Origin of the sequence: Sphingomonas hengshuiensis, assembly GCF_000935025.1 — a bacterium.
In the GTDB taxonomy this organism is placed as follows: domain Bacteria; phylum Pseudomonadota; class Alphaproteobacteria; order Sphingomonadales; family Sphingomonadaceae; genus Sphingomonas; species Sphingomonas hengshuiensis.
Genome location: NZ_CP010836.1, coordinates 4487321 through 4507343, shown reverse-complemented (window position 1 = coordinate 4507343; position 20023 = coordinate 4487321). Strand labels below are relative to the sequence as shown.

Sequence of the window (20023 nt, the reverse complement as noted above, 5' to 3'; positions counted from 1 at the left end):
TGGCATAAAGAACATAAAACGGTGTTATGCGTCATATGACATAAACACGATGGTCCGGCGCCCTCAAGGTTCCGGCGCCTTGGCCTCCGATCCTGCCGCCTGCCGTGCAACTGCCGCACGCATCGCTTCCCACCGTGCGGCCTCATCAGCGCGACCTGGCGCCTTGTTCCCGTTCAGCCAATAGTCGAACCAGTCGATCGCGCGGGTGTAGACGGCGAGCCGGTGGGCGGGTTGCCACTTCACATGGTGCTCGTCCGGAAAGACATACATCTCGATCGGACGATCGAGCTCGCGCAAGGCCGTGAAGGTCTGGAGCGCGCTCAGATACTCGTCGTCCGCCACCTGTACCAGGATCGGTCCGCGGATGCGCCGGGCGTTGGGCGTGAAGGCGATTCCCTTCCAGAAAGCCGTCGCGGCCGGACTGTCATCGACGGTCCTGGGATATCCCATGTCGTAGAAGATGCGGGCGGCGCTTGGCCCCACGCGCATGGCGAGGTTGGTGTCCCAGCAGCAACTGCTTATCGCATAGGCCGAGAAGAGCCTGCTGTGCAGCAGGGCGAAGCCCGCCGTCGACGAGCCATCGCTGAGCCCGGTGATGCCGATGCGCGCCGGATCGGCGATGCCGCGCGCGATCGCGATGCGCACCGGATCCTCGATCGCCTCCAGCACGCTGCGACGATCGGCGAAGTCCTTGAGGTCGATCCGCGCCGCCGCCTGGAAGTCGTTGCTGGCCTTGAGCCCGAGCTGTCTCGGTCGATCGGCGCTCAGCACCGCGAAGCCCCGATTGGCGAAGGCCTGGATCGGATACTCGTCGCCGGTTCCACCGCGCAGGAAGCCGCGCGAGCCATATTGCACCACGACCAGCGGATAGTGCGTCCCGGGCCTGTAGCCGACCGGCAGCACCAGGTCGGCAAAGGACTCCATGCCGAAGCTGTTGCGCGAGCGGAGCCGCTCGACACGGCCGAGCCGCAGATGCGCGAATTCGGGATTGGGGTCGAACAGCACCGCCCGCTTTCCGGTTGCCGGATCGAGCCGCTCGAGCCGGCGGGGCTGGGTCGAGCCTTCGCGCAGGCAAATGATCGATCCGTCCGCTGGCACGCAGCCGAGAAGCACATCCTCGGTTGCGTAGAGGCGGCGGACGCTGCGCGGGCCCGGCGTCCATTCGTAGATCGCGGTGACAGCGTTCGCCCATCCCTCGTGACGGAGGAAGCGGACCTTGCCGCGCACCCACCAGGGAAAGCTTGCGTCCGCGCATTCGGGCACGGTGCAGGCCAGGGTGTCTCCACCATGGAGGACCGCCAATTGTCCGCGCGTGCTGTACAGCGTCCCTGCCGGAACTTGCACCCGCGCGGTGGCACCCGAGGACGCTGGCGCTTCCGTCCAGCTCCCTTCGCGCATCGACGGGGTATCGAGCAGCGCCGCTTCCTCGGGCCTTGCCGCCCGCGTCACGCCGTTCGCCAGATCGAGCACGGAGACGGCGCGCGGGATGGATGCCGGCGCGAAGGGCCGATCGCTCGCCGACGGCGCGAAGCGATCATCATAGAGGAAGCCCGAACGCCCTTCGCGATCAATCGCGGCGAGCGCGCTCCGTAGGCCCGGCCGGGTCGCATAGACGATGCTGCGACCATCCGCCCGCACGCGGAAATCGTCGATGTCGTCGACACTCTGCGTGATCGCCTTGCTGCCGCTGCCATCTGCCGCAGCCCGCCATAACTGGACGTGCCCCCCGTCGCGCCGGCGATAGAAGATCCATTTCCCGTCGGGCGACCAGCGCGGCGTGATCGGATCGGCCAAACCGGTGGGAAAGTTCGCCTTGCCGCGAAAATCATAGCGCACGCGCAGGAAGTCGCCGCCGCGGTCGACGATGACGGCAGGTCCCCTGGCGCGAAGGTCGACCACCAGCATTGCGATGCAGACGCTGTTGGCAGCCGGATCGCCGCGCCGAAGCTGGAACGCGGCATGGGTGCCATCCGGCGATACCGAGAACAGTCCGCCATATTGCTGGTTGTTGTCGACCGGGCCGATGTCGCGCAGGCGAACCAGATCCTCCGGCACGAGGTCGCGAATCGGGAACGCCGCCCCCGACGGCATCAGGTCGGCGCAACTGGGGGCTGCTCGCGCTATTGCCGGGCGCAGGAGCAAGAGCGCGACGAGGAGAAGGAGGACGCGCAGGTTCACCATTGCTTGGTCACCGTGACGCTGACGAACCGTCCGATCGGCGACTGGTTGGTCGAATCGAACGGGATCGCGGAGGCGGCGGCGTTCCGGATCGGGTCGGGTTCCTCGTTCAGCAGATTCTGGACCGCCACCCGCAGTTCGATGCCGCGCAATGGCCCATGGTCGATCGCGGGGCGGAAGGCACCGCCGAGATCGAGCGTGGTGAAGGCGCCGACATCGGTCGCCTGGGTGTAGCGATTGTCGAGGTTGCTGTCGGCATAGTTGAGCGACGCCGATAGCTGGACCAGCTGCGTCCGCCATGTCGCCGACCCGCGCGCCCTGAAATGCGGTGGCGTGAAGATCACGCCCGCGCGACGCTCCCAAGGCTGGCCGGCGATCGTCTGGCGCTTCGCATCGAGATAGCTTGCCGACCCACCGATCTGGAGCTGGCTGTCGCCCGGAAGGTCCGCGCTATAGTCGATCGCGAGATCCACCCCACGGTCGCGCTCGCGCGCGGTGTTGCGCAGGCTGGTATCGACCACCGCGGCAACGAGCGCGGGGTCATAGGGCTGCGTCGTCTGGTTCTGCAGCCCGAGCGGGGCACCCGCGATCAGCCCCTGCTGCACGCTCGCACCCGGCGCATACACGACGAAATCCCTGGCGAGCGGATTGGTGAGCGCCGTCGAGAAGTCGCTGATCGCGGACGCGATCCGACCGCGATAATCGATGTCGAACCAACTGGCCTCGATGCGCAGGCCCCGGATCGGCCGGAATTCGGCCGACAGGGTCGAACTGGTCGCACGCTCGGCGCGAAGATCGGGATTGCCGCCGCTGAGGAGGAGCACGGTTGATCCCGCCGGTAGCGGCGGGTTCGGCTGCGGCGAGAAGGACGACCCACTGAGCAGATAGACTTCGCGCGCCTGATTGACCTGGTTCAGCGTCGGGATCTTGAACGAGCGCCCCCAGCTATATTTGAGCGTGATGGCGCGGTGCGGGGCATAGACCAGCCCGAGCTTGGGCGTCGCCACCGCATCGATCCCGGCATAGCGCTCGTATCGGACCGCTGCGCTGAGGCGCAGCGCCTCGATCAGCGGCATCCGGTTGGCGGGGCCGATCAGCGGTAGCGACAGTTCGCCATAGCCGAACAGGCTCTCGCGGCGCTCGACCGCATCGCGGGTGACGCGGGTCACCCCGCCGCTCGTCGAACGGACGTTGATACCGAGCTGGAAGCGCCGGTAGCCGCCCCCTATGGCGAGCCGGACATCGCCGCCCGGCAGGTGGACGAGCGGCCCCTCCGCGCTCGCCTCGACGTTGGTGAGATGATTGTCATAGGCCGAGCGGCCGATCTGCGGCGGGCCATTGAGATAGCGATACGCCGTGCTCACGGTCGAACTCTCGCCGTCGGTCACCTGGAGCGTCCCCTCCCAGCCGCCGCCCGGGCGGAGATGCAACGAGGGCGTCACCGCGTAGGAGCGGGTGACGGGCAGGCTGAGCTGACCATAGGTCGTCACCGGCGCAGTCGCGGTGAACGCATTGCCCTTGCGCGAACGGCGATCGGCGAGCTGGGCGTCCAGTTCGAAGGAAATCCAGCTCGCCAGATCCTGGTGCCCGGTGAGGACGGCGCTCACTTGCCGGCTGCCGGTGCCGAGCATCTGCGACGGCGTGAGCCCTCGCGAATAGGACCGTTCGTCGGCGTAGATCGGCGTCGCCTTGCTATAGTCGAGCGCAGCCATGAACCCGCCGCCGGCCCAGCGCTTGCCGCCAACGCCGGAATATTGCTGCTGGACGTTGCCGCCCTCGGTCGAGCCGCCGCCCCGCGCGCTGAGCTGAAGCCCGTCATAATCGCGGCGCAGCAGGAGGTTGGCGACGCCGCCCACGGCGTCCGACCCATAGAGCGCGGAGGCGCCGTCCGCGATCACCTCGATACGGTCGAGCGCGACGAGCGGGATCGTCGAGATGTCGACGCCCTGGTTGACGGCGTCGTAAGGAAGGCGGTGACCATTGATGAGCGTCAACGTCGCGTCCGAGCCCAACCCGCGAAGGTTGAGCGTCGTCGCGTTATTGATGTTATTGTATCCGCCCTGGTCACCGCCCCCCGCGACCCCGGGGTTTTGCCCTCCGGTGAAATTCTGCGGGATGATCCGCGATACGCTCGCCATGTCGGGGATGCCCTGCTCCTCCAGTCCCCGGCGCGACACCACAATGACCGGCGATGGCCCGGTAGCGCCGCGGATGCGCGTGCCGGTCACCGTGATGTCGGTCTCTGCCGCATCGTCCGCGTGAACCCGGGGGTGCGCCCGTACGACCAGCGCGCCGGCCTGCTCCTCGACCGTCAAGTCGCTCCCATCGAGTGAGAGGCGCACCGCCTGCTCGATCGTGAAGCTGCCCCGAACCGCTGGTGAGCGCTTCCCGTGCACGTCCGCGTCCGCGAACAGGATTTCCCGGCCACCCTGCCGGGCGATCGCGCGCAGCGTCGTCGCAAGATCCTGTGCCGGCCAGTCGAAGCGTGTTGCCGATACCTGTGCGCTGGCCGGCACTATGGCCATGCCGACGTGCGATGTCGCGGTAGCAAAAAGCGCGGTGCAGAGTCCCCGTTTCCAGATCGTCATTCTTTCCCTCCCATCGCCAGATGCTCCGGCGTTGAAGGGATTGACGCGGCGCGCTGCGAACTACGGGGCTGCTGCAAAAATAAATTCGGGCCGGTTCCCCTGGTGGCACTCAAGAAACGCGACGGCGGTATCTCGAACTGCGCGCTCAAAGGTCTGCGCAGGGCCTAAAGCCGGCGCTTGGGCGGCGAACGGCCACGACATGACGCAGGCCGGCGCGCGCCGTCTGCGAATAGCTGCTCGGGCTGAGCTGCGTGATAATTCCGGAAAATTCTCGACAGGAAAGAGGCCAGGTCCTCACGCCCCGGCACTGCCAAAAAAAGCGGTGCCGGATCAGATTAATGCAGGATCTAAGAGAGGTAAGCCTCGGGGAATCCAGCCCAATACCTTCAGGGCATGAAACGCGTGGATGCACATCTGTTAGGTTTTCGTGTCGCACGGCTATTAGGTTTTTGTGCTGAGTGGCCGGAAACGTGCCACCCGAATGGGTTCCCTCCAGACGTCATGCCGCTTCGACAGCGTGCGCTTCGAAAACGACTCCCAGTCGCTTGCGTACCGCGTCGAAGATGGCAGCGAGATTGTCCATGCTCGGGTTGCCCTTCTCCGACAGCATTCGGTGCAGGCTCTTGCTCGGGCGGTTGGTCTCGGTCGCCAGTTCCTCGAAACTGACCGAGGCATTGACCAGATCGCGCAGGATCAGCCGCGCCACGTGCGGTTCCCCGTTGAGGAAAGCGGTAGCTGCCTCATCGAGCATGGCCTTGGCGAAGGCAGGATCGCGCGCGGCGCGTTCCTTCACCGTTTCCTTGAAATCTCGGGTCAGCACCATTTTGTCACTTCCTGTCTTTCCTCGCCGCCGCCCTGCGAGCCTTGTACTCGCCGATCAGCACGCCCGCTCGTTCGATGTCGGACTGTTGCCGTTTCTTGGTCCCGCCCACGAACAGGATGATCAGCTCATCCCCGTCGCGGGCGAGATAGAGCCGATAGCCCGGCCCCCAATCGATGCGATATTCCCCGAGCCCGCCACCGATCCATTTGACGTTCGACAGATTGCCCAGTTCCAGCCTTACGATGGCGGTCGCCACCTTGGCCGAAGCCTGGGAATCGAGATCGTCGAACCATGATCGGAACGGGCTTGAGCCGTCCTCGCGAATATATTCCTGAACGATCAACGCACGCTCTTTCTGGTAACATATACGTTACCAATTGTCCAGCGATGACTATTGGGCTCCACGCCGTTGACGCGGAAACCGGAAGTCTGGCTCGACCGGCGCCGGCAAGCGCCGCCGTGAGCCCATGCCGATTTCCTTCACCGGCCGATCGACCAGAGCCACGGGATCGGGCAGGCCTTCGCTGAGCAGATCGGCCCAGATTGTCGCGAGTTCCCGTCGGCGCGGCATATAGGCTGCCCGGTTGTACGCACCCTCGACCTTATCCTTTGGGACATGGGCGAGCATCAGGTCGATCACCTTGCGGTCGTGCGGATCGCCGTGGCGCTCCGCCCATTCGTTCATGATGGTGGAGAAGGCTGCGCGAAATCCATGCGGCACGTGATGCCCGTGATAGCCGGCGCGGTTCAGCAGATAGCCGATCGCATTTTCGCTCATCGGCCGGTGCGCATGGCGGTTGCTGGGGAAGACCAGCGGTCCGCCGCCGGTCAGCGGCCAGATTGCCCGCAATACAGCGACAGCCTGCGGCGTGAGCGGCACGAGGTGGTCGCCACCCTTTTCCTCCTTCCGGTCGAGGTCACCCTTCATCCGGGCCGACGGGATGCGCCAGAGCGGCAGCTTGCCATCCAGGTCCTCGAATTCGGCCCAATGCGCACCGCGCAGTTCGCTCGGCCTGACGGCCGTGAGTGCGAGCATCCTGAGCCCCAGCCGTGTGATCGGCCGCGCATTGTCCTCCTCGGCCGCGAGGATCATGCGCCGTAGCGGGACCAGATCGGTGATTGCCGGCTGCCTACCTTTGCGCAGCGGCTTGAGCACGGCACCAAGCTTTTCAGCGGGGTCGCTCGTCGCGATCCCCTGGGCGATCGCGTAGACGAACACGGCCGAGATGCGCTGCCGCACACGCTTCGCGGTCTCGATAGCGCCCCGTGCCTCGATCTCGCGCAGAACGCCGAGGATAAGCGGCGGGGTGAGTTGGGCGATGGGCAGGGAGCCGATCGTCGGAAAGACATCGCGCTCCAGGCTGCGGATGATGTCGCTGGCATGGATCGTTGCCCACTGGGCCTTGGCGTTCTCGTGCCACTCGCGAGCCACACGCTCGAACGTCTGTCGCCCGGCTTCGAGGTTCGCCTCGATCTTCAGGCGCTTCGCGACATTGGGATCCTGTCCTTCGCACAGCATGGACCAGGCTTCGTCGCGTTTTTCACGGGCGTCCGCCAGCGAGACGCGGGGATAGGCACCAAAGGCCATCGTCTTGTTCTTGCCATCATATTCGTAGTTCCAGCGCCACAGCTTTCCGCCGCTGGGGGTGACCATCAGGCAGAGGCGATTGGTGTCTGCGAGTTTATAGGTTTTGGGGCGTGGCTTGGCGTTGCGCACCTTGGCATCGGTAAGCATGGTTCGGTCTCCAAAAAATACCTCGTTTTTCGACCGCGCGTACCTCGTTTTTGCCCCTCCGATTCGCCGGATGGGCGCGAACGGCTACGAACGGCCAAGGCCGAACCGGTCTGCTAAGTATTGGATTTCAGGAGAGAAAAGTCGATTCCGGTGGTCCGATGCGGACCGCTGGGAACAGGCAGGTGGCGGAGCGGGAGGGATTCGAACCCTCGATACGCTTTTGGCGTATACTCACTTTCCAGGCGAGCGCCTTCGACCACTCGGCCACCGCTCCGCATTACCGGGAAGCGCGTGCCCTAGCTTCTGCGGGCGGGCTAGGCAAGCGCTCGGCGGCGTGTCAGTTTCGGGGCATGTTGAAGCCCCTCCTCGCGCTTGTCGCCATCGCCCTTGCCGCACCGGTTCTTGGCCAGACCGCGCCTGCCCCGTCCCCTGCCGATGCGATCGACTCCGACTGGCAGCTTATTCCGGACAACGAGATGCTGGTGATCACGCTCAAGGGCGGGCACCAGGTCTATATCCGCCTCGCCCCTCGCTTCGCGCCGGCGCATGTCGCCAATATCCGCAAGCTGGCCGAGGCGCGCTGGTGGGATGGGACCAGCGTGTACCGGGTGCAGGACAACTACGTCGCGCAATGGGGCGACGCGACCGAGACCAAGCCGTTGCCGCCGATGGTGATCGCCAATCCGCCCGCCGAATATGAATGGGGCGGGCCGTTTGTGGGGGTCACCAGCTTTACCCGCCCGGACCCCTATGCCGCGCGCACCGGGCACAGCGCCGATGGCTGGCCGCTGGCGACCGACGGCAAGACCAGTTGGCTGACGCATTGCTATGGCATGGTCGGCGTCGCGCGCGACCTGGCGCCGAGCACCGGGAGCGGCAGCGAGCTCTATACGGTGATCGGGCACGCCCCGCGCCACCTCGACCGCAACATCGCGCTGGTGGGCAGGGTGGTCGAGGGCATTCAGTGGCTGTCGAGCCTGCCGCGCGGCACCGGCACGCTCGGTGTATACCAGGAAGAGAGCGAGCGGCTGCCGATCCTGTCGGTGCGGCTCGCCAGCCAGTTGCCCGAGGACGAGCGCCCGCATTTCCAATATCGCGCGACCGACAATCCGCGCTTCGCGGCGTGGATCAAGGCGCGCGAGAACCGGCAGAATGATTTCTTCAAGGTGCCAGCGGGCGGCGTCGAGATCTGCAACGCCGAGGCGCCGGTCCGCCGCGCCCGCTGAGCCCCTCCCCTAGGCCGCGCGCTTCTCCAGCGCGTGCGCGGCCTCGGCCATCAGCGCGGCGAGGATCTCGGCGACGGGCTCTTCCTTGGTCACCATGCCCACCGACTGGCCCGCCATCAGCGAGCCATGCTCGACATCGCCGTCGATGACCGCGCGGCGGAGCGCGCCCGCCCAATAATGCTCGATCTGGAGCTGGGCCTCCATCATCTCCACCTTGCCCTCGTCGAGCAACTGGGCGACTTCGCGCTGCTTGGCAGTGAACAGCTCACCGCCCGCATTCTTGAGCGCACGCACCGGGATGACGGGCAGGCGCGGATCGATCTGGACGCTGGCGATCGCATCGCGGGCGGAAGCGCGCAGGAACGCCTTTTTGAACGCCGGATGCGCAATGCTCTCGGTCGCGCAGACGAAGCGCGTGCCGAGCTGGACCCCCGCCGCGCCCATGTCGAGATAGCCGGCGATCGCCTCGCCGCGCCCGATGCCGCCTGCGACGAAGACGGGGACCTGCTCGGACACTTCGGGCAGGATTTCCTGCGCGAGCACGCTGGTCGACACCGGGCCGATATGCCCGCCGGCTTCCATCCCCTCGACCACCAGCGCGTCGACGCCCGATCGGATCAGCTTCTTGGCGAGGCTGAGCGCGGGGGCGAAGCAGATCAGCTTGGCGCCATTGGCCTTGATCGCATCGAGGCTCCCCGCAGGGGGCAGCCCGCCCGCCAGCACGACATGCGTCACGCCGTGGCGGTTGCACACTTCGATCAGGTCCATCAGCTGCGGGTGCATCGTGATCAGGTTCACGCCGAACGGCCTGGTCGTCAGCGCCTTTGTCGCGGCGATCTCGCGGTCGAGCAGTTCGGGAGTCATTGCGCCGCACGCGATCAGCCCGAAGCCGCCGGCGTTGGACATGGCGGCGACGAGGTTGCGCTCGCTCACCCACGACATCGCGCCGCACAGGATCGCGACCTCGCTGCCCAGAAATGCGGTGCCGCGCGCCATGCGCCGGGCGAGGCGCTCGGCGCCGATGCTGTTGGTTGTCATGCGCGCAGGCCTAGCCGTGGGGGAGGCGCCGCCGCAAGCCTTGACGCGCCAAGTGGGTTATTTGGGTGGGCTAGCCGGCTGCTCGATATAGTCGATGCGGATCGCGACCCAAGTGCCGATCAGGGGCTTGCCGCCCTTGCGTGGCGGAACGACGAGGAACTGGAACGCCGCCTGCCGCACCGCTCCGGCATTGCCCGATCCGCGCGGCCCTTCGCCAAGTTCCTGGCAATCGGTGACCTGGTAGCGTGCGATCGTGCGGCACGCGATCAGTCCGAAGCCCGGGCCGCGGCTTCGCGGCGACCGATAGGGGTCGAGTTGCGCATGCGTCGGGCGGCGATACCATTCGACCGGATACAGCGGCTCGCCATTGGGCGCGGTGCCGATAGCCTCGCTGTCGCCCGCCATCGCGCCGGCTGCATCGCCCGATTCGGCACTCGAATCGCCGGCCGCAGCGGGAGCGCCCGACTTCGCCTTGGCGATATCGGCATCGGCATAATCGCGCCGCGTCATCCGGATGAAGGGCATGGGGTTCGCGGTGTTGGGCACCGGCGGCGGCGGGGGCACGATCTCGGGCGGGGGCGGCGGCGTGACCGGCGCGACTTCGCGCGGCGCGGCGCGCTTCGATGCTTCCTTGGCCGCCTCGGCCTTTTCGCTCGGCTTGTCGCCGTCGACGTTGATCCCGAACACCGTCGGCCCTGCCGCGTCCTTCTTGCCCGGCAGCGTCGGCGACATCCACAGCAGCAGCAGCGCGATCAGCAGTTCGACCAGCAGCGCAAGCACGAACGCCGCGCCGCGCCGCCCGAACACGTTGCGGAGCCATTCCGGCACCAGGGTCCGCTTCGTCGCTTCCATGGACTTGGGTCTGAACCTCGAACGAAGGCGGACGAGGGGGGAGGCCCTCACGATCCGCGACCAACACCATGGATGGGGCGGCAACGCGACCGAATAATGTCAGGAAACGACCGAAGCGTGTCTGGCGGTGCCCGAGGGAGCGAATTTCAGGCGGCACGCGCCCGGAAGCGTTCCCGTCCTGATGCTCAGGCCGCCGCATCCTCTGCGTCCAGCCCATAGGCAGTGTGGAGCACGCGCACCGCCAATTCGGTGTAATCCTCCTCGATCAGCACCGACACCTTTATCTCCGACGTGGTGATCGCCTGGATGTTGATCCCGCGCTCGCCCAGCGTCTTGAACATCGTCGCAGCGACGCCGGCATGGCTGCGCATCCCGACGCCGACGATCGAGATCTTGGAGACGCGGGTATCGTGGACCAGCTTCACATAGCCGATCTCGCCGCTCTGCCGCTCGAGCACGTCGAGCGCGCGGGCCAGCTCGGCGGTCGGCACGGTGAACGTCACGTCGGTCGATCCGGCGGAATGCGCGATGTTCTGGACGATCATGTCCACGTTGATGTTCGCATCGGCGAGCGGGGTGAAGATCGAGGCGACCGCACCCGGCCGATCCGGCACGGCGGTAAGCGTGATCTTGGCTTCGTTCTTGTCGTGCGCGATGCCGGTGATGAGTTGGCGTTCCATATCGTCGATCTCCTCTTCGCCCACGATCAGCGTGCCGGGTTCGCTCGCGCCATCGGCGTCGACGAACGAAGACAGCACCTGGACGCGGACGCCTTCCTTCATGGCGAGCCCCACCGAGCGGGTCTGGAGCACCTTGGCCCCGACGCTGGCGAGTTCGAGCATTTCTTCATAGGTGACGCGCTTCAGCTTGCGCGCGCGCGGCACGATGCGCGGGTCGGTAGTGTAGACGCCGTCAACATCGGTGTAGATGTCGCAGCGATCAGCCTGCATCGCCGCCGCCATCGCGACCGCCGAGGTATCCGATCCGCCGCGCCCGAGCGTGGTGACGCGCCCCTCCTCGGTCACGCCCTGGAAGCCGGGGATGACCGCGACTTCGCCGTTCGCCAGGCTGGCGTCGAGCGCGACGGTGTCGATCGAATCGATCCGGGCAGAGGCATGCGCACTGCTGGTATGGATCGGCAATTGCCAGCCGAGCCACGAGCGCGCAGGCACCCCGATCGCCTGGAGCGCGATCGCCAGCAGCCCGCTGGTAATCTGTTCGCCCGCCGAGACGACGACATCATATTCGCGGGTGTCGTATAGCGACGACGCCTCGCGGCAGAAGCCGACGAGCCGGTCGGTCTCCCCTGCCATGGCGGAGACGACGACGGCAATCTGGTTGCCCGCCTCCCACTCGCGCTTCACGCGTGCGGCGACATTGCGGATACGCTCGATGCCGGCCATCGAGGTGCCGCCGAACTTCATTACGATACGGGCCATGGCTGGTTGCTTGTTTCCGGGCCTTGGGAGAGATGAGGCGGCCTGATAGGAGCGCGGCATGGCGAACGCAACCAAAGCAACGATTGACCCCCTAGAAGCTGAACATTTCGGTCGTCTGGCGGCCGATTGGTGGAATCCAAAGGGCTCATCGGCGATGCTGCACAGGCTGAATCCTGCGCGGCTGGGCTATCTCCGCGACGCGGTGGACGCGCATTGGGGCGGCGATGCCGGCGGATTCGCGCCGCTGGCGGGACGCAGCGCGCTGGACGCAGGATGCGGCGCCGGGCTGCTCGCCGAGCCGCTGGCGCGGATGGGCGCGGCGGTGACCGGCGTGGACGCGGCGCCCGAGAATATCGGTGCAGCGCGGGCACATGCCGAGGCCGGGGGGCTCGCGATCGAGTATATCGCCGGCGAAGTCGAGCAGCTTGGGCAGCGCCGGTTCGACCTCGTCACCTCGATGGAAGTGGTCGAGCATGTCACCGATCCCGCCGCGTTCGTCGCGACGCTGGCCGGGCTGGTCGCGCCGGGTGGGCTGCTGATCCTCTCCACGCCCAACCGCACGCCGCTGTCGCGGCTGGCGATGATCACGCTGGGCGAGGGCACCGGCGCGATCCCCAAGGGCACGCATGACTGGAGCCAGTTCCTGAAGCCCGACGAACTGATCGCGCTGATCGAGGCGGCGGGGATGCACGTGGTGAACCGCGCCGGGCTGGGCTTCTCGCCAGCGCGGGGGTTCGTCATCGGCGCGGACGAGACGCTGAACTATCTGGTGACGGCGGTACACGCCGGTTAGGGCATCGTCATGGCCGAACCGAAACTGCACCCGAGCTGGCTGGAGCCGCTGCGCGCCGAGTTTGCGAGCCCCTATATGGCGGCGCTGCGTGCGTATCTGAAGGCGGAGAAGGCGGCGGGGAAGCGGATCTTTCCCGCGTCCCACAACTGGTTCCGCGCGCTCGACCTCACGCCGCTGGAGGACGTCCGCGTCGTGATCCTCGGGCAGGATCCCTATCATGGCGAGGGGCAGGCGCATGGGCTGTGCTTCTCGGTCCAGCCGGGGGTGCGGACCCCGCCGAGCCTGGTCAATATCTTCAAGGAGATGGAGTCGGACCTCGGCATCCCGCGTGCCGCCCACGGGTTCCTCGAACATTGGGCGAAGCAGGGCGTGCTGCTGCTCAACGCGGTGCTCACCGTCGAGCAGGGCATGGCCGCATCGCACCAGAAGCGCGGATGGGAGCCATTCACCGACGCCGTGATCCGGCTGGTCAACGCCCGGCCCGAGCCGGTGGTGTTCCTGCTATGGGGCAGCCATGCCCAGAAAAAGGCGGCGTTCGTCGATTCGACCGATCGCGGCGGGCGGCATCTGGTGCTCAGGGCGCCGCACCCCTCGCCGCTGTCGGCGCATTCGGGGTTTTTCGGATCGCGCCCTTTTTCGCAGGCGAATAGCTTCCTGAAGGCGCAGGGACTAAGGCCGATCGACTGGGCCTTGCCCGCACTCCATGGAGAACCCGCCTGATGGCCGATGACGACGACGCCTTTGTGTATGACGAAGCAACCGGCGAATGGATCAGCGCCGCCGATGCCAAGGCGAAGGCTGCGAGCGCCGATGCCGTCGAAGTGCGCGATTCGGTGGGCAACCTTCTCGCCGATGGCGACCAGGTGACGCTGATCAAGGACCTGACCGTCAAGGGCGCGGGGCAGACGCTGAAGCGCGGCACGCTGATCAAGTCGATCCGGCTGACCGGCGACGCGCAGGAAATCGACTGCAAGTTCGACGGGATCAAGGGGCTGGTGCTCCGCGCGGAGTTCGTGCGGAAACGCTGACCCGCGGCGACGAGTGGCGGGATCGATCACACTGGGCGAGGCGTTGCGTTGGCTGTTGCAACTCCTTCGCACTAATTTGGCGCTTGCCCAGTGGAGACCCGCCCGATGCCCCGCGATCTTGCCAAGACGCTGACTTACCTGTCGATTCACCTGACCGTGGGGTTCACGGTCGCCTATGCCTTTACCGGATCGCTGACCCTGGCGGGCGGGATCGCGCTGATCGAGCCGTGCATCAACGCGGTCGCATTCTTCTTCCACGAAAAGGCGTGGAAGCGTGTCGATCGGCGCGCCGAGGCCATGGCGCCGACTGCGCCGCTGTCCGGGTTCGCCCAGGCTTAACCGCGGCGGATCGGCACCGGGTGCCACAGCGTCCGCCACGCCGCACCGCCGACCAGCGCGGCGACCAGCACCTGCGCCGCGAGCACCGGCGGCTCCCCGCCCAGCGGGGCAAGGGCATGGAGCGCAGGCAGTTTCTGGAAGCTCTGGACCACCAGCACCACCATGTTGAGCCACTGCGCGAACAGCGCCAGCACGAGATAGACCGTGTGCCAGCGCCCGGCGGCACCGCGCCCGTACAGCGCATAGAGCGCCCCGGCGAGTGCCACGAGCGAGATCACGCCGAAGACGAAGGGCGGGCCGATCGGCTTTGGCGGGAAGAAGAATCCGGTGACGCTGGTCAGCACGGTGAAGACAAGGAACAGGTCGTTCCACCCGTTCCACCATCGCCCCAGCGCCAGCGCCCCGAAAAACACCCCGCCCGCGGCGATCGCGACGAGGCTGATGACGACGTGCAATTCCGTCAACTGCGCAAGCGTAAGCCCGACGAGCATATCTGGTCCCCCCCGGGAGCGCGCCGAAGCTCTGGCCGCGCATCCGGGAGGGTAGCGGAAAAATCACCGCCTGACGAGGGCGCTTACAGCCGGGCGCGCTCATAATGCGTGTCGAGCCGCGCGGGGAACGCGCTGTCCCAATCGGGTTCGTCGTGTGCGCTGTAATGCGGGGCGTCGGTGTTGAGCGCGGCGCGATCGATCTGGGTTACATAGCCGCCGCGAGCGACGTCATATTCGAGCACGTCCCAGGGCAGCGGGTAATAATCCTCGCCCAGCCCGAACAGCCCGCCGAAGCTCATCACGACATAGTCGACCCGGCCGCTCGCCTTGTCGATCATCAGGTGATGTACCGCGCCCAGCTTCTCGCCGTCGGGCGCATAGACCGAAGTGCCCTCGACGCGATCCGACGAGACGAGCGCCCGGGGCGCCCGAGGCGCCCGGGTCTGGGCGCCGCTATAGTTGGCCGTGGCCATGACATCTTCTCCTGTGGTGCTTTGCTGCAACTATAATGGGTGGCGGACTGTGGCAGTTCCTTACAAAAGCCCGATTTTACGATAGCTTACGCGCAGGCAACAATAGCGGCTGACACCGGCACGGTTTGTTTCTAGCCTCGCTCGACAAAGGGGGGAGTCGAATGAAAACATCGCGTTTCCTGTGCCTGTTGAGCATCACCTCGCTGCTCGCCGCGTGCGGCGGTGGCGGCGGTAGCGGCGGCGGGTTCACCGCCACCCCGGCATCCACCCCCACCCCGTCGCCGGCGGCCACCACGACACCGACGCCGACCGCATCCACCGGCTGCACCTTGCGCGAGCGCCAGACCTGGGCGGCGGCGCAGCTCAACGAATGGTATCTGTTCCCCGACACGCTGCCCGCCAGCCTGGACCCCAGCCCCTATGCCAGCGTCGATGCCTATATCGACGCGCTGACCGCGACGGCGCGGGCGCAGAACAAGGACCGCTACTTCACCTATCTGACCTCGATCGCCGCCGAGAATGCCTATTACGCATCGGGTTCGAGCGCAGGCTATGGCTTCCGGCTGGGCTATGACTCCGCCGCGGGCCGCATCTTCGTTGCCGAAAGCTTCGAGAACACCCCCGCGCTGACCGCGGGGATCGACCGCGGGACCGAGATCGTCGCGATCGGCACCAGCGCCGCCAGCCTGCGCACGGTATCGGCAATCCTCGCGGCCGAAGGCACCGACGGCGTCACCAACGCGCTGGGGCCATCGACCACCGGCACTACGCGCACGCTGCGCGTCACCGATGCGGCGGGCACGCGCACCGTCACGATCGCCAAGGCCGAGTATGCGCTCACCCCGGTATCCAGCCGCTATGGCGCGCGCATCCTCGACGATGGCGGGACCAAGATCGGCTATGTCAATCTGCGCAGCTTCATCGAGACCGCCGACCCGGCGCTGCGCAGCGCGTTCGCTCAGTTTCGCGCGGCGGGGGTGACCAAGCTGATCGTCGATTTGCGCTATAATGGCGGCGGGCTGATTTCGATCGCCGAGCTGATGGGCGATTTGCTGGGGGGCAACCGATCGACGTCGGACGTGTTCGATTACGTGACCTTCCGCCCCGAAAAATCCGCCGAGAACACCACGCGCTATTTCCGCCCGCAGGCCGAATCGGTCTCGCCGATCAAAATCGCATTCATCGGCACCGGCGGGACCGCGTCGGCGAGCGAATTGGTGATGAATGCCTTCATCCCCTATCTCCACGCCAACGCCGCGCTGATCGGCGCCAATACCTATGGCAAGCCGGTCGGCCAGATCGCGCTGGACCGCACGCCATGCGACGACCGGCTGCGCGTGATTGCGCTGGCGGTGCAGAACAGCGCGCGGCAGGGCGCCTATTACAACGGGCTGGCGGGCACGATGGAGGCGAGCTGCCGCGCCGTCGACGACATATCGCATCCGCTGGGCGACCCCGCCGAAGCCTCGACTCGCGTCGCGCTCGACTATCTCGCGGGGCGGAGCTGCACCGCGATCAGCGCGAGCACCGGCGCCGCGACTGCGAGCAGCGAGCGGGTGCGGCTGACCGGCAGCCAGCCCGAGCAGGGACTGCTGGTGCCGAGCCAGCCGACGCCGATGCAGCGCGAGGTGCCGGGGGCGTATTGAGGCGCGCGCGTTCGCCTGAAGTTGTCGAAGTTTAGGCATTTGGGGCTGATCGGCGCGACGCGCCCGCGACGCTGCGGGAACGCCGCGGCGACGCGCCACCCGCGCGACACCGGCGCGCCACCCGCGCCTCACCGCGGCGCCGCCGGCGCGCCGGGTGCGCGCCCGGATTGCGCCGGGGCGGGCAGCGCATCGTCGCCAAAGGGATTGGCGAGGCGCCGGGCATGCTCGGCGAGAAGCTGGTCCCAGGCGCGGTCGAACGGCGTTCCCGCGAGCCGGAGCCGCAGCCGATGCGCGCTCGACCGCGACATCCCCGCCGCCCGCGCCGCACGCGCGACGCTGCCCGTCTCGAGCAGCGCGGCGAGGAAGATGCGTTGCCGCGCGGGGGTCCAATGGGGGCGCTGGGCGGGCGAGTCGGGGGGCGGGTGCGGTTCCATCCACCAGCTTGGAGCAGATGAAATCCTACATTGGAAGCGGCGCTATTCGGGCAGCCGCGCGGAGGCCACGCCGCGCGCGGCGCGGACGATCGGCGGCACCGACAACAGCACCGCCGCAACCAGCCCGCCAATCGCGATCAGCCCGAGCGGGGTGACGCGCACCTCCGCCTCCAGCGCGAGTCGATCGCCGACGCGGATCGCGGCGCGCGCAGTCTGGGGGGTGGCGAGGGGGTGGGGTTCGGGGGGCATGGGGGGTCCTTTCCGAACGAACGCTGGTGGTAAAGACGACTGTACCGACCAAATTCTCGCGCTCAAGCGGAAGCGCATAGCCGGATGCATCAACGCTGCTGTCTCCGGTCGAGCGCGACCACCCGCACCGCGCCCTCACACGGTCAAGTCGCCTTCCGCATCCGGATCGGGCAGCGGATCGAGCGGCGGGCATAGGCCGCAGTCCCACACTTCGATCGCGCGCTCGTAGCGCTCGCTGCTTCGGCTGTGGGTCGCGGTCATCCGGATACGGATGGGAACGATGCCCGAGCCCCTATATTCGGGAACGATTTCAAGATGGTCGAGCCGACCCCGCTCGATATAGGCCGCCAGCATTTTGATCAGCAGCGCGTGCGAGGCGGCGGCTTCGGGCGTGACATAGCCGATATTGGGCCGGGTGTTGGGGCCGCCGAACTCGGTTGGGAAAAAGTGGATCCGCACCAGCAGATGCTTGCGAACCAGCTTGGCCGCGGCCGCCGCAGTGGTGATGTCCGAAAAGTCCCGCGCGAGCGGCGGGGCGGGAACGATGGTTTGTTGGGCGAGCGCGGCGGGCGGGGGAGACGAAGCGAGCAGCGCCAACGCGGCGTATAGCCCCTTCCCGCCCCCGCTCCTGCGCCAGCCAGTATCGCCTCGACCTGCCACGGCCCCCTCCCCGATGTGAACCCCGCGCCGAGGCTAGCGGGATTCCCATCGGGATCGGAGCGAGATTTCTCCGTTTCGGAGAGGATTCGTCCCGAGCAGGGATCAGTCGTGCTCGCGCCCCCCTGCCCCCATATACAGCTCGCTGCCGGTTTGCTTGAACACCCGGCTCATCTCCTCCATGCCCTTGAGCGCCGCCGCCTTGCTCGCAGCCGCAGACTCAGCCCCCGTCGGGCCGGTCGCGAGGAACCCCTCGACGCCCTGGTTCTGCTTCGCCGCGAAGGCGCGGACTTCCTGCGAAATCTGCATCGAGCAGAATTTCGGGCCGCACATCGAACAGAAATGCGCGGTCTTGGCGCCTTCGGCTGGCAGGGTCTGGTCGTGATATTGCTCCGCCGTGTCCGGGTCCAACGACAGGTTGAACTGGTCGCGCCAGCGGAATTCGAAGCGTGCCTTGGACAGGGCGTTGTCGCGGACCTGGGCTGCGGGGTGGCCCTTGGCGAGGTCGGCGGCGTGGGCGGCTAGTTTGTAGGTGACCACGCCGACCTTGACGTCGTCGCGGTCGGGCAGGCCCAGATGCTCCTTGGGGGTGACGTAACAGAGCATCGCGGTGCCGTACCAGCCGATCTGCGCGGCGCCGATGCCGCTGGTGATATGGTCGTAGCCGGGCGCGATGTCGGTGGTGAGGGGTCCTAGCGTATAGAAGGGCGCCTCGCCGCAGACTTCGAGCTGCTTCTCCATATTCTCCTTGATCTTGTGCATCGGCACATGGCCGGGGCCTTCGATCATGACCTGGACGTCGCTCTTCCACGCGCGGTGGGTGAGTTCGCCCAGCGTGTAGAGCTCGCTGAACTGCGCCTCGTCATTGGCGTCGGCGATGCTGCCGGGGCGCAGGCCGTCGCCGAGGCTGTAGGCGATGTCATACGCCTTCATGATCTCGGTGATTTCGTCGAAGCGCTCGTAGAGGAAGCTCTCCTTATGGTGCGCGAGGCACCATTTCGCCATGATCGATCCGCCGCGCGAGACGATGCCGGTGACGCGCCGCGCCGCCATCGGGATATAGCCGAGCCGGACGCCGGCATGGATGGTGAAATAGTCGACGCCCTGTTCGGCCTGTTCGATCAGCGTGTCGCGGAAGATTTCCCAGGTCAGATCCTCGGCGACGCCGCCGACTTTCTCCAGCGCCTGATAGATGGGGACGGTGCCGATCGGCACGGGCGAATTGCGCAGGATCCATTCGCGCGTGTCGTGGATGTTGCGGCCGGTCGAGAGGTCCATCACCGTGTCCGCGCCCCAGCGGATCGACCAGACCATCTTGTCGACTTCGGCGGCGACGTTCGAGGCGACGGCGCTGTTGCCGATATTGGCGTTGATCTTGACCAGGAAATTGCGCCCGATCGCCATGGGTTCGGATTCGGGGTGGTTGATGTTGTTGGGGAGGATCGCGCGGCCGCGGGCGACTTCGTCGCGGACGAATTCGGGGGTGACGTAATCGGGGATCGAGGCGCCGAAGCTTTCGCCGTCGCGGGTGTATTCCGCCAGGCGGGCGCGGCCGAGATTTTCGCGCTCGGCGACATATTCCATTTCGGGCGTGATGATGCCGCGCCGGGCATAGTGCATCTGGCTGACGTTCATGCCCGGCTTGGCGCGTAAGGGGCGCTTGATCACATTGGGGAAGGGTTCGACGCCGCCGCTGCGATCGGGGCCGAGCTGGCCGTTATCCTCGGGGCGGACTTCGCGGGGGGTTACCGCTTCCACGTCGCCGCGGCCCAGAATCCAGTCGCGGCGCAGCGCGGGGAGCCCTGCCTTGATGTCGATCCGCGCTTCGGGATCGGTATAGGGACCGGAGGTGTCATAGACGCGCACCGGGTCCTCGCCGCTGCCCGGCTGGAGATGGATTTCGCGCATCGCGACGCGGCGGTCGCCGACGTAAATTTTGCGCGAGCCGCGGATCGGGCCGGTGGTTACGCCGATTTCAGCTTTTGCGGGGATGTCGGCCATGCGCGTCTACTCCTAAAAGACGGGAGAGACGGC

The 20023-nt window shown here is 66.7% G+C and carries 20 protein-coding genes and 1 tRNA gene; 6 read left to right on the top strand and 15 right to left on the bottom strand.

Annotated features, from left to right (window positions below; all coding sequences use genetic code 11):
• Window positions 1–63: 63 nt before the first annotated feature.
• From TS85_RS20585 to TS85_RS20560, 6 genes are all read right to left on the bottom strand, one after another.
• A complete protein-coding gene (locus TS85_RS20585; protein WP_044334721.1) occupies window positions 64–2181 on the bottom strand; it encodes an Atxe2 family lasso peptide isopeptidase in 2118 nt (705 codons plus the stop codon).
• Window positions 2175–4703, bottom strand: coding sequence for a TonB-dependent receptor (locus tag TS85_RS20580; RefSeq protein WP_162184751.1), 2529 nt, complete (start codon window positions 4701–4703; stop codon window positions 2175–2177). Before TS85_RS20580 ends, TS85_RS20585 begins: the two co-directional genes overlap by 7 nt.
• A 562-nt stretch (window positions 4704–5265) precedes the next feature.
• Window positions 5266–5589, bottom strand: a complete 324-nt coding sequence (locus TS85_RS20575) for a helix-turn-helix domain-containing transcriptional regulator (RefSeq protein ID WP_044334718.1) — start codon at window positions 5587–5589, stop codon at window positions 5266–5268.
• A 4-nt stretch (window positions 5590–5593) separates the two neighbouring features.
• Entirely contained in the window at window positions 5594–5932 is a 339-nt protein-coding gene (locus tag TS85_RS20570) for a type II toxin-antitoxin system RelE/ParE family toxin (RefSeq protein ID WP_044334716.1), read from the bottom strand.
• 48 nt (window positions 5933–5980) lie between these two features.
• Window positions 5981–7324, bottom strand: a complete 1344-nt coding sequence (locus TS85_RS20565) for a tyrosine-type recombinase/integrase (protein ID WP_044334715.1) — start codon at window positions 7322–7324, stop codon at window positions 5981–5983.
• A gap of 183 nt (window positions 7325–7507) precedes the next feature.
• A tRNA-Ser gene (locus TS85_RS20560) sits at window positions 7508–7598 on the bottom strand.
• Between the two features lie 76 nt (window positions 7599–7674).
• Here TS85_RS20560 and TS85_RS20555 point away from each other — a divergent pair.
• Window positions 7675–8550, top strand: a complete 876-nt coding sequence (locus TS85_RS20555) for a peptidylprolyl isomerase (RefSeq protein ID WP_044334714.1) — start codon at window positions 7675–7677, stop codon at window positions 8548–8550.
• A 9-nt stretch (window positions 8551–8559) separates the two neighbouring features.
• Here TS85_RS20555 and TS85_RS20550 read toward each other — a convergent pair whose 3' ends face one another.
• The 3 genes from TS85_RS20550 to TS85_RS20540 form a co-directional block, all read right to left on the bottom strand.
• Window positions 8560–9588, bottom strand: a complete 1029-nt coding sequence (locus TS85_RS20550; protein ID WP_077228722.1) for an NAD(P)H-dependent flavin oxidoreductase — start codon at window positions 9586–9588, stop codon at window positions 8560–8562.
• A gap of 57 nt (window positions 9589–9645) precedes the next feature.
• Window positions 9646–10440 (bottom strand): hypothetical protein, encoded by a 795-nt coding sequence (locus TS85_RS20545; RefSeq protein WP_052508036.1) that lies wholly within the window; start codon window positions 10438–10440, stop codon window positions 9646–9648.
• Window positions 10441–10625: 185 nt separating this feature from the next.
• Entirely contained in the window at window positions 10626–11879 is a 1254-nt protein-coding gene (locus TS85_RS20540; protein WP_044334713.1) for an aspartate kinase, read from the bottom strand.
• A 58-nt stretch (window positions 11880–11937) separates the two neighbouring features.
• On the opposite strand from TS85_RS20540, the gene ubiG reads away from it, so the two are divergent.
• The 4 genes from ubiG (at window position 11938) to TS85_RS20520 (ending at window position 14039) form a co-directional block, all read left to right on the top strand.
• Window positions 11938–12672 (top strand): bifunctional 2-polyprenyl-6-hydroxyphenol methylase/3-demethylubiquinol 3-O-methyltransferase UbiG, encoded by a 735-nt coding sequence (gene ubiG / locus TS85_RS20535; protein WP_044334711.1) that lies wholly within the window; start codon window positions 11938–11940, stop codon window positions 12670–12672.
• Between the two features lie 9 nt (window positions 12673–12681).
• Entirely contained in the window at window positions 12682–13392 is a 711-nt protein-coding gene (ung, locus tag TS85_RS20530; RefSeq protein WP_044334709.1) for a uracil-DNA glycosylase, read from the top strand.
• A complete protein-coding gene (locus TS85_RS20525; protein ID WP_044334708.1) occupies window positions 13392–13700 on the top strand; it encodes an alkylphosphonate utilization protein in 309 nt (102 codons plus the stop codon). Before ung ends, TS85_RS20525 begins: the two co-directional genes overlap by 1 nt.
• 105 nt (window positions 13701–13805) lie before the next feature.
• Window positions 13806–14039 carry a DUF2061 domain-containing protein gene (locus TS85_RS20520; protein WP_044334705.1) on the top strand — a complete coding sequence of 78 codons (234 nt, stop codon included), beginning with the start codon at window positions 13806–13808 and terminating at the stop codon, window positions 14037–14039.
• On the opposite strand, the gene TS85_RS20515 is transcribed toward TS85_RS20520, so the two are convergent.
• Window positions 14036–14530, bottom strand: a complete 495-nt coding sequence (locus TS85_RS20515) for a hypothetical protein (RefSeq protein WP_044334703.1) — start codon at window positions 14528–14530, stop codon at window positions 14036–14038. The genes TS85_RS20520 and TS85_RS20515 overlap by 4 nt on opposite strands.
• 83 nt (window positions 14531–14613) lie before the next feature.
• The gene (locus TS85_RS20510; protein ID WP_044334701.1) at window positions 14614–15003 is read right to left on the bottom strand and encodes a PRC-barrel domain-containing protein; all 390 of its coding nucleotides are present in this window, start codon (window positions 15001–15003) and stop codon (window positions 14614–14616) included.
• A gap of 161 nt (window positions 15004–15164) precedes the next feature.
• Between TS85_RS20510 and TS85_RS20505 the strand changes: the two genes are divergently transcribed.
• Window positions 15165–16649 (top strand): S41 family peptidase, encoded by a 1485-nt coding sequence (locus TS85_RS20505; RefSeq protein WP_077228721.1) that lies wholly within the window; start codon window positions 15165–15167, stop codon window positions 16647–16649.
• 128 nt (window positions 16650–16777) lie between these two features.
• Here the strand turns inward: TS85_RS20505 and TS85_RS20500 are convergent, their stop codons facing one another.
• The 4 genes from TS85_RS20500 to thiC all read right to left on the bottom strand — a co-directional run bounded on the left by TS85_RS20500 (window position 16778) and on the right by thiC (window position 19990).
• Window positions 16778–17083: a terminase small subunit gene (locus TS85_RS20500; protein ID WP_227698556.1), complete on the bottom strand. Its 306-nt coding sequence runs from the start codon at window positions 17081–17083 to the stop codon at window positions 16778–16780.
• A gap of 42 nt (window positions 17084–17125) precedes the next feature.
• Window positions 17126–17332, bottom strand: coding sequence for a hypothetical protein (locus TS85_RS20495; RefSeq protein ID WP_044334699.1), 207 nt, complete (start codon window positions 17330–17332; stop codon window positions 17126–17128).
• Window positions 17333–17467: 135 nt separating this feature from the next.
• Window positions 17468–17929 (bottom strand): hypothetical protein, encoded by a 462-nt coding sequence (locus TS85_RS20490; protein WP_052508035.1) that lies wholly within the window; start codon window positions 17927–17929, stop codon window positions 17468–17470.
• Between the two features lie 165 nt (window positions 17930–18094).
• Entirely contained in the window at window positions 18095–19990 is a 1896-nt protein-coding gene (gene thiC, locus TS85_RS20485) for a phosphomethylpyrimidine synthase ThiC (protein ID WP_044334698.1), read from the bottom strand.
• Between the last annotated feature and the right edge of the window lie 33 nt (window positions 19991–20023).

Bases quoted from the DNA above. Each gene is read 5' to 3' on its own strand.
- TS85_RS20550 (WP_077228722.1), bottom strand. From the start codon at position 9,588: ATGACAACCAACAGCATCGGCGCCGAGCGCCTCGCCCGGCGCATGGCG.
- thiC (WP_044334698.1), bottom strand. From the start codon at position 19,990: ATGGCCGACATCCCCGCAAAAGCTGAAATCGGCGTAACCACCGGCCCG.
- TS85_RS20500 (WP_227698556.1), bottom strand. From the start codon at position 17,083: ATGGAACCGCACCCGCCCCCCGACTCGCCCGCCCAGCGCCCCCATTGG.
- TS85_RS20505 (WP_077228721.1), top strand. From the start codon at position 15,165: ATGAAAACATCGCGTTTCCTGTGCCTGTTGAGCATCACCTCGCTGCTC.
- ung (WP_044334709.1), top strand. From the start codon at position 12,682: ATGGCCGAACCGAAACTGCACCCGAGCTGGCTGGAGCCGCTGCGCGCC.
- TS85_RS20585 (WP_044334721.1), bottom strand. From the start codon at position 2,181: ATGGTGAACCTGCGCGTCCTCCTTCTCCTCGTCGCGCTCTTGCTCCTG.
- TS85_RS20545 (WP_052508036.1), bottom strand. From the start codon at position 10,440: ATGGAAGCGACGAAGCGGACCCTGGTGCCGGAATGGCTCCGCAACGTG.
- TS85_RS20580 (WP_162184751.1), bottom strand. From the start codon at position 4,703: ATGGCCATAGTGCCGGCCAGCGCACAGGTATCGGCAACACGCTTCGAC.
- TS85_RS20520 (WP_044334705.1), top strand. From the start codon at position 13,806: ATGCCCCGCGATCTTGCCAAGACGCTGACTTACCTGTCGATTCACCTG.
- TS85_RS20525 (WP_044334708.1), top strand. From the start codon at position 13,392: ATGGCCGATGACGACGACGCCTTTGTGTATGACGAAGCAACCGGCGAA.
- TS85_RS20555 (WP_044334714.1), top strand. From the start codon at position 7,675: ATGTTGAAGCCCCTCCTCGCGCTTGTCGCCATCGCCCTTGCCGCACCG.
- TS85_RS20540 (WP_044334713.1), bottom strand. From the start codon at position 11,879: ATGGCCCGTATCGTAATGAAGTTCGGCGGCACCTCGATGGCCGGCATC.
- ubiG (WP_044334711.1), top strand. From the start codon at position 11,938: ATGGCGAACGCAACCAAAGCAACGATTGACCCCCTAGAAGCTGAACAT.
- TS85_RS20565 (WP_044334715.1), bottom strand. From the start codon at position 7,324: ATGCTTACCGATGCCAAGGTGCGCAACGCCAAGCCACGCCCCAAAACC.
- TS85_RS20575 (WP_044334718.1), bottom strand. From the start codon at position 5,589: ATGGTGCTGACCCGAGATTTCAAGGAAACGGTGAAGGAACGCGCCGCG.
- TS85_RS20495 (WP_044334699.1), bottom strand. From the start codon at position 17,332: ATGCCCCCCGAACCCCACCCCCTCGCCACCCCCCAGACTGCGCGCGCC.
- TS85_RS20515 (WP_044334703.1), bottom strand. From the start codon at position 14,530: ATGCTCGTCGGGCTTACGCTTGCGCAGTTGACGGAATTGCACGTCGTC.
- TS85_RS20510 (WP_044334701.1), bottom strand. From the start codon at position 15,003: ATGGCCACGGCCAACTATAGCGGCGCCCAGACCCGGGCGCCTCGGGCG.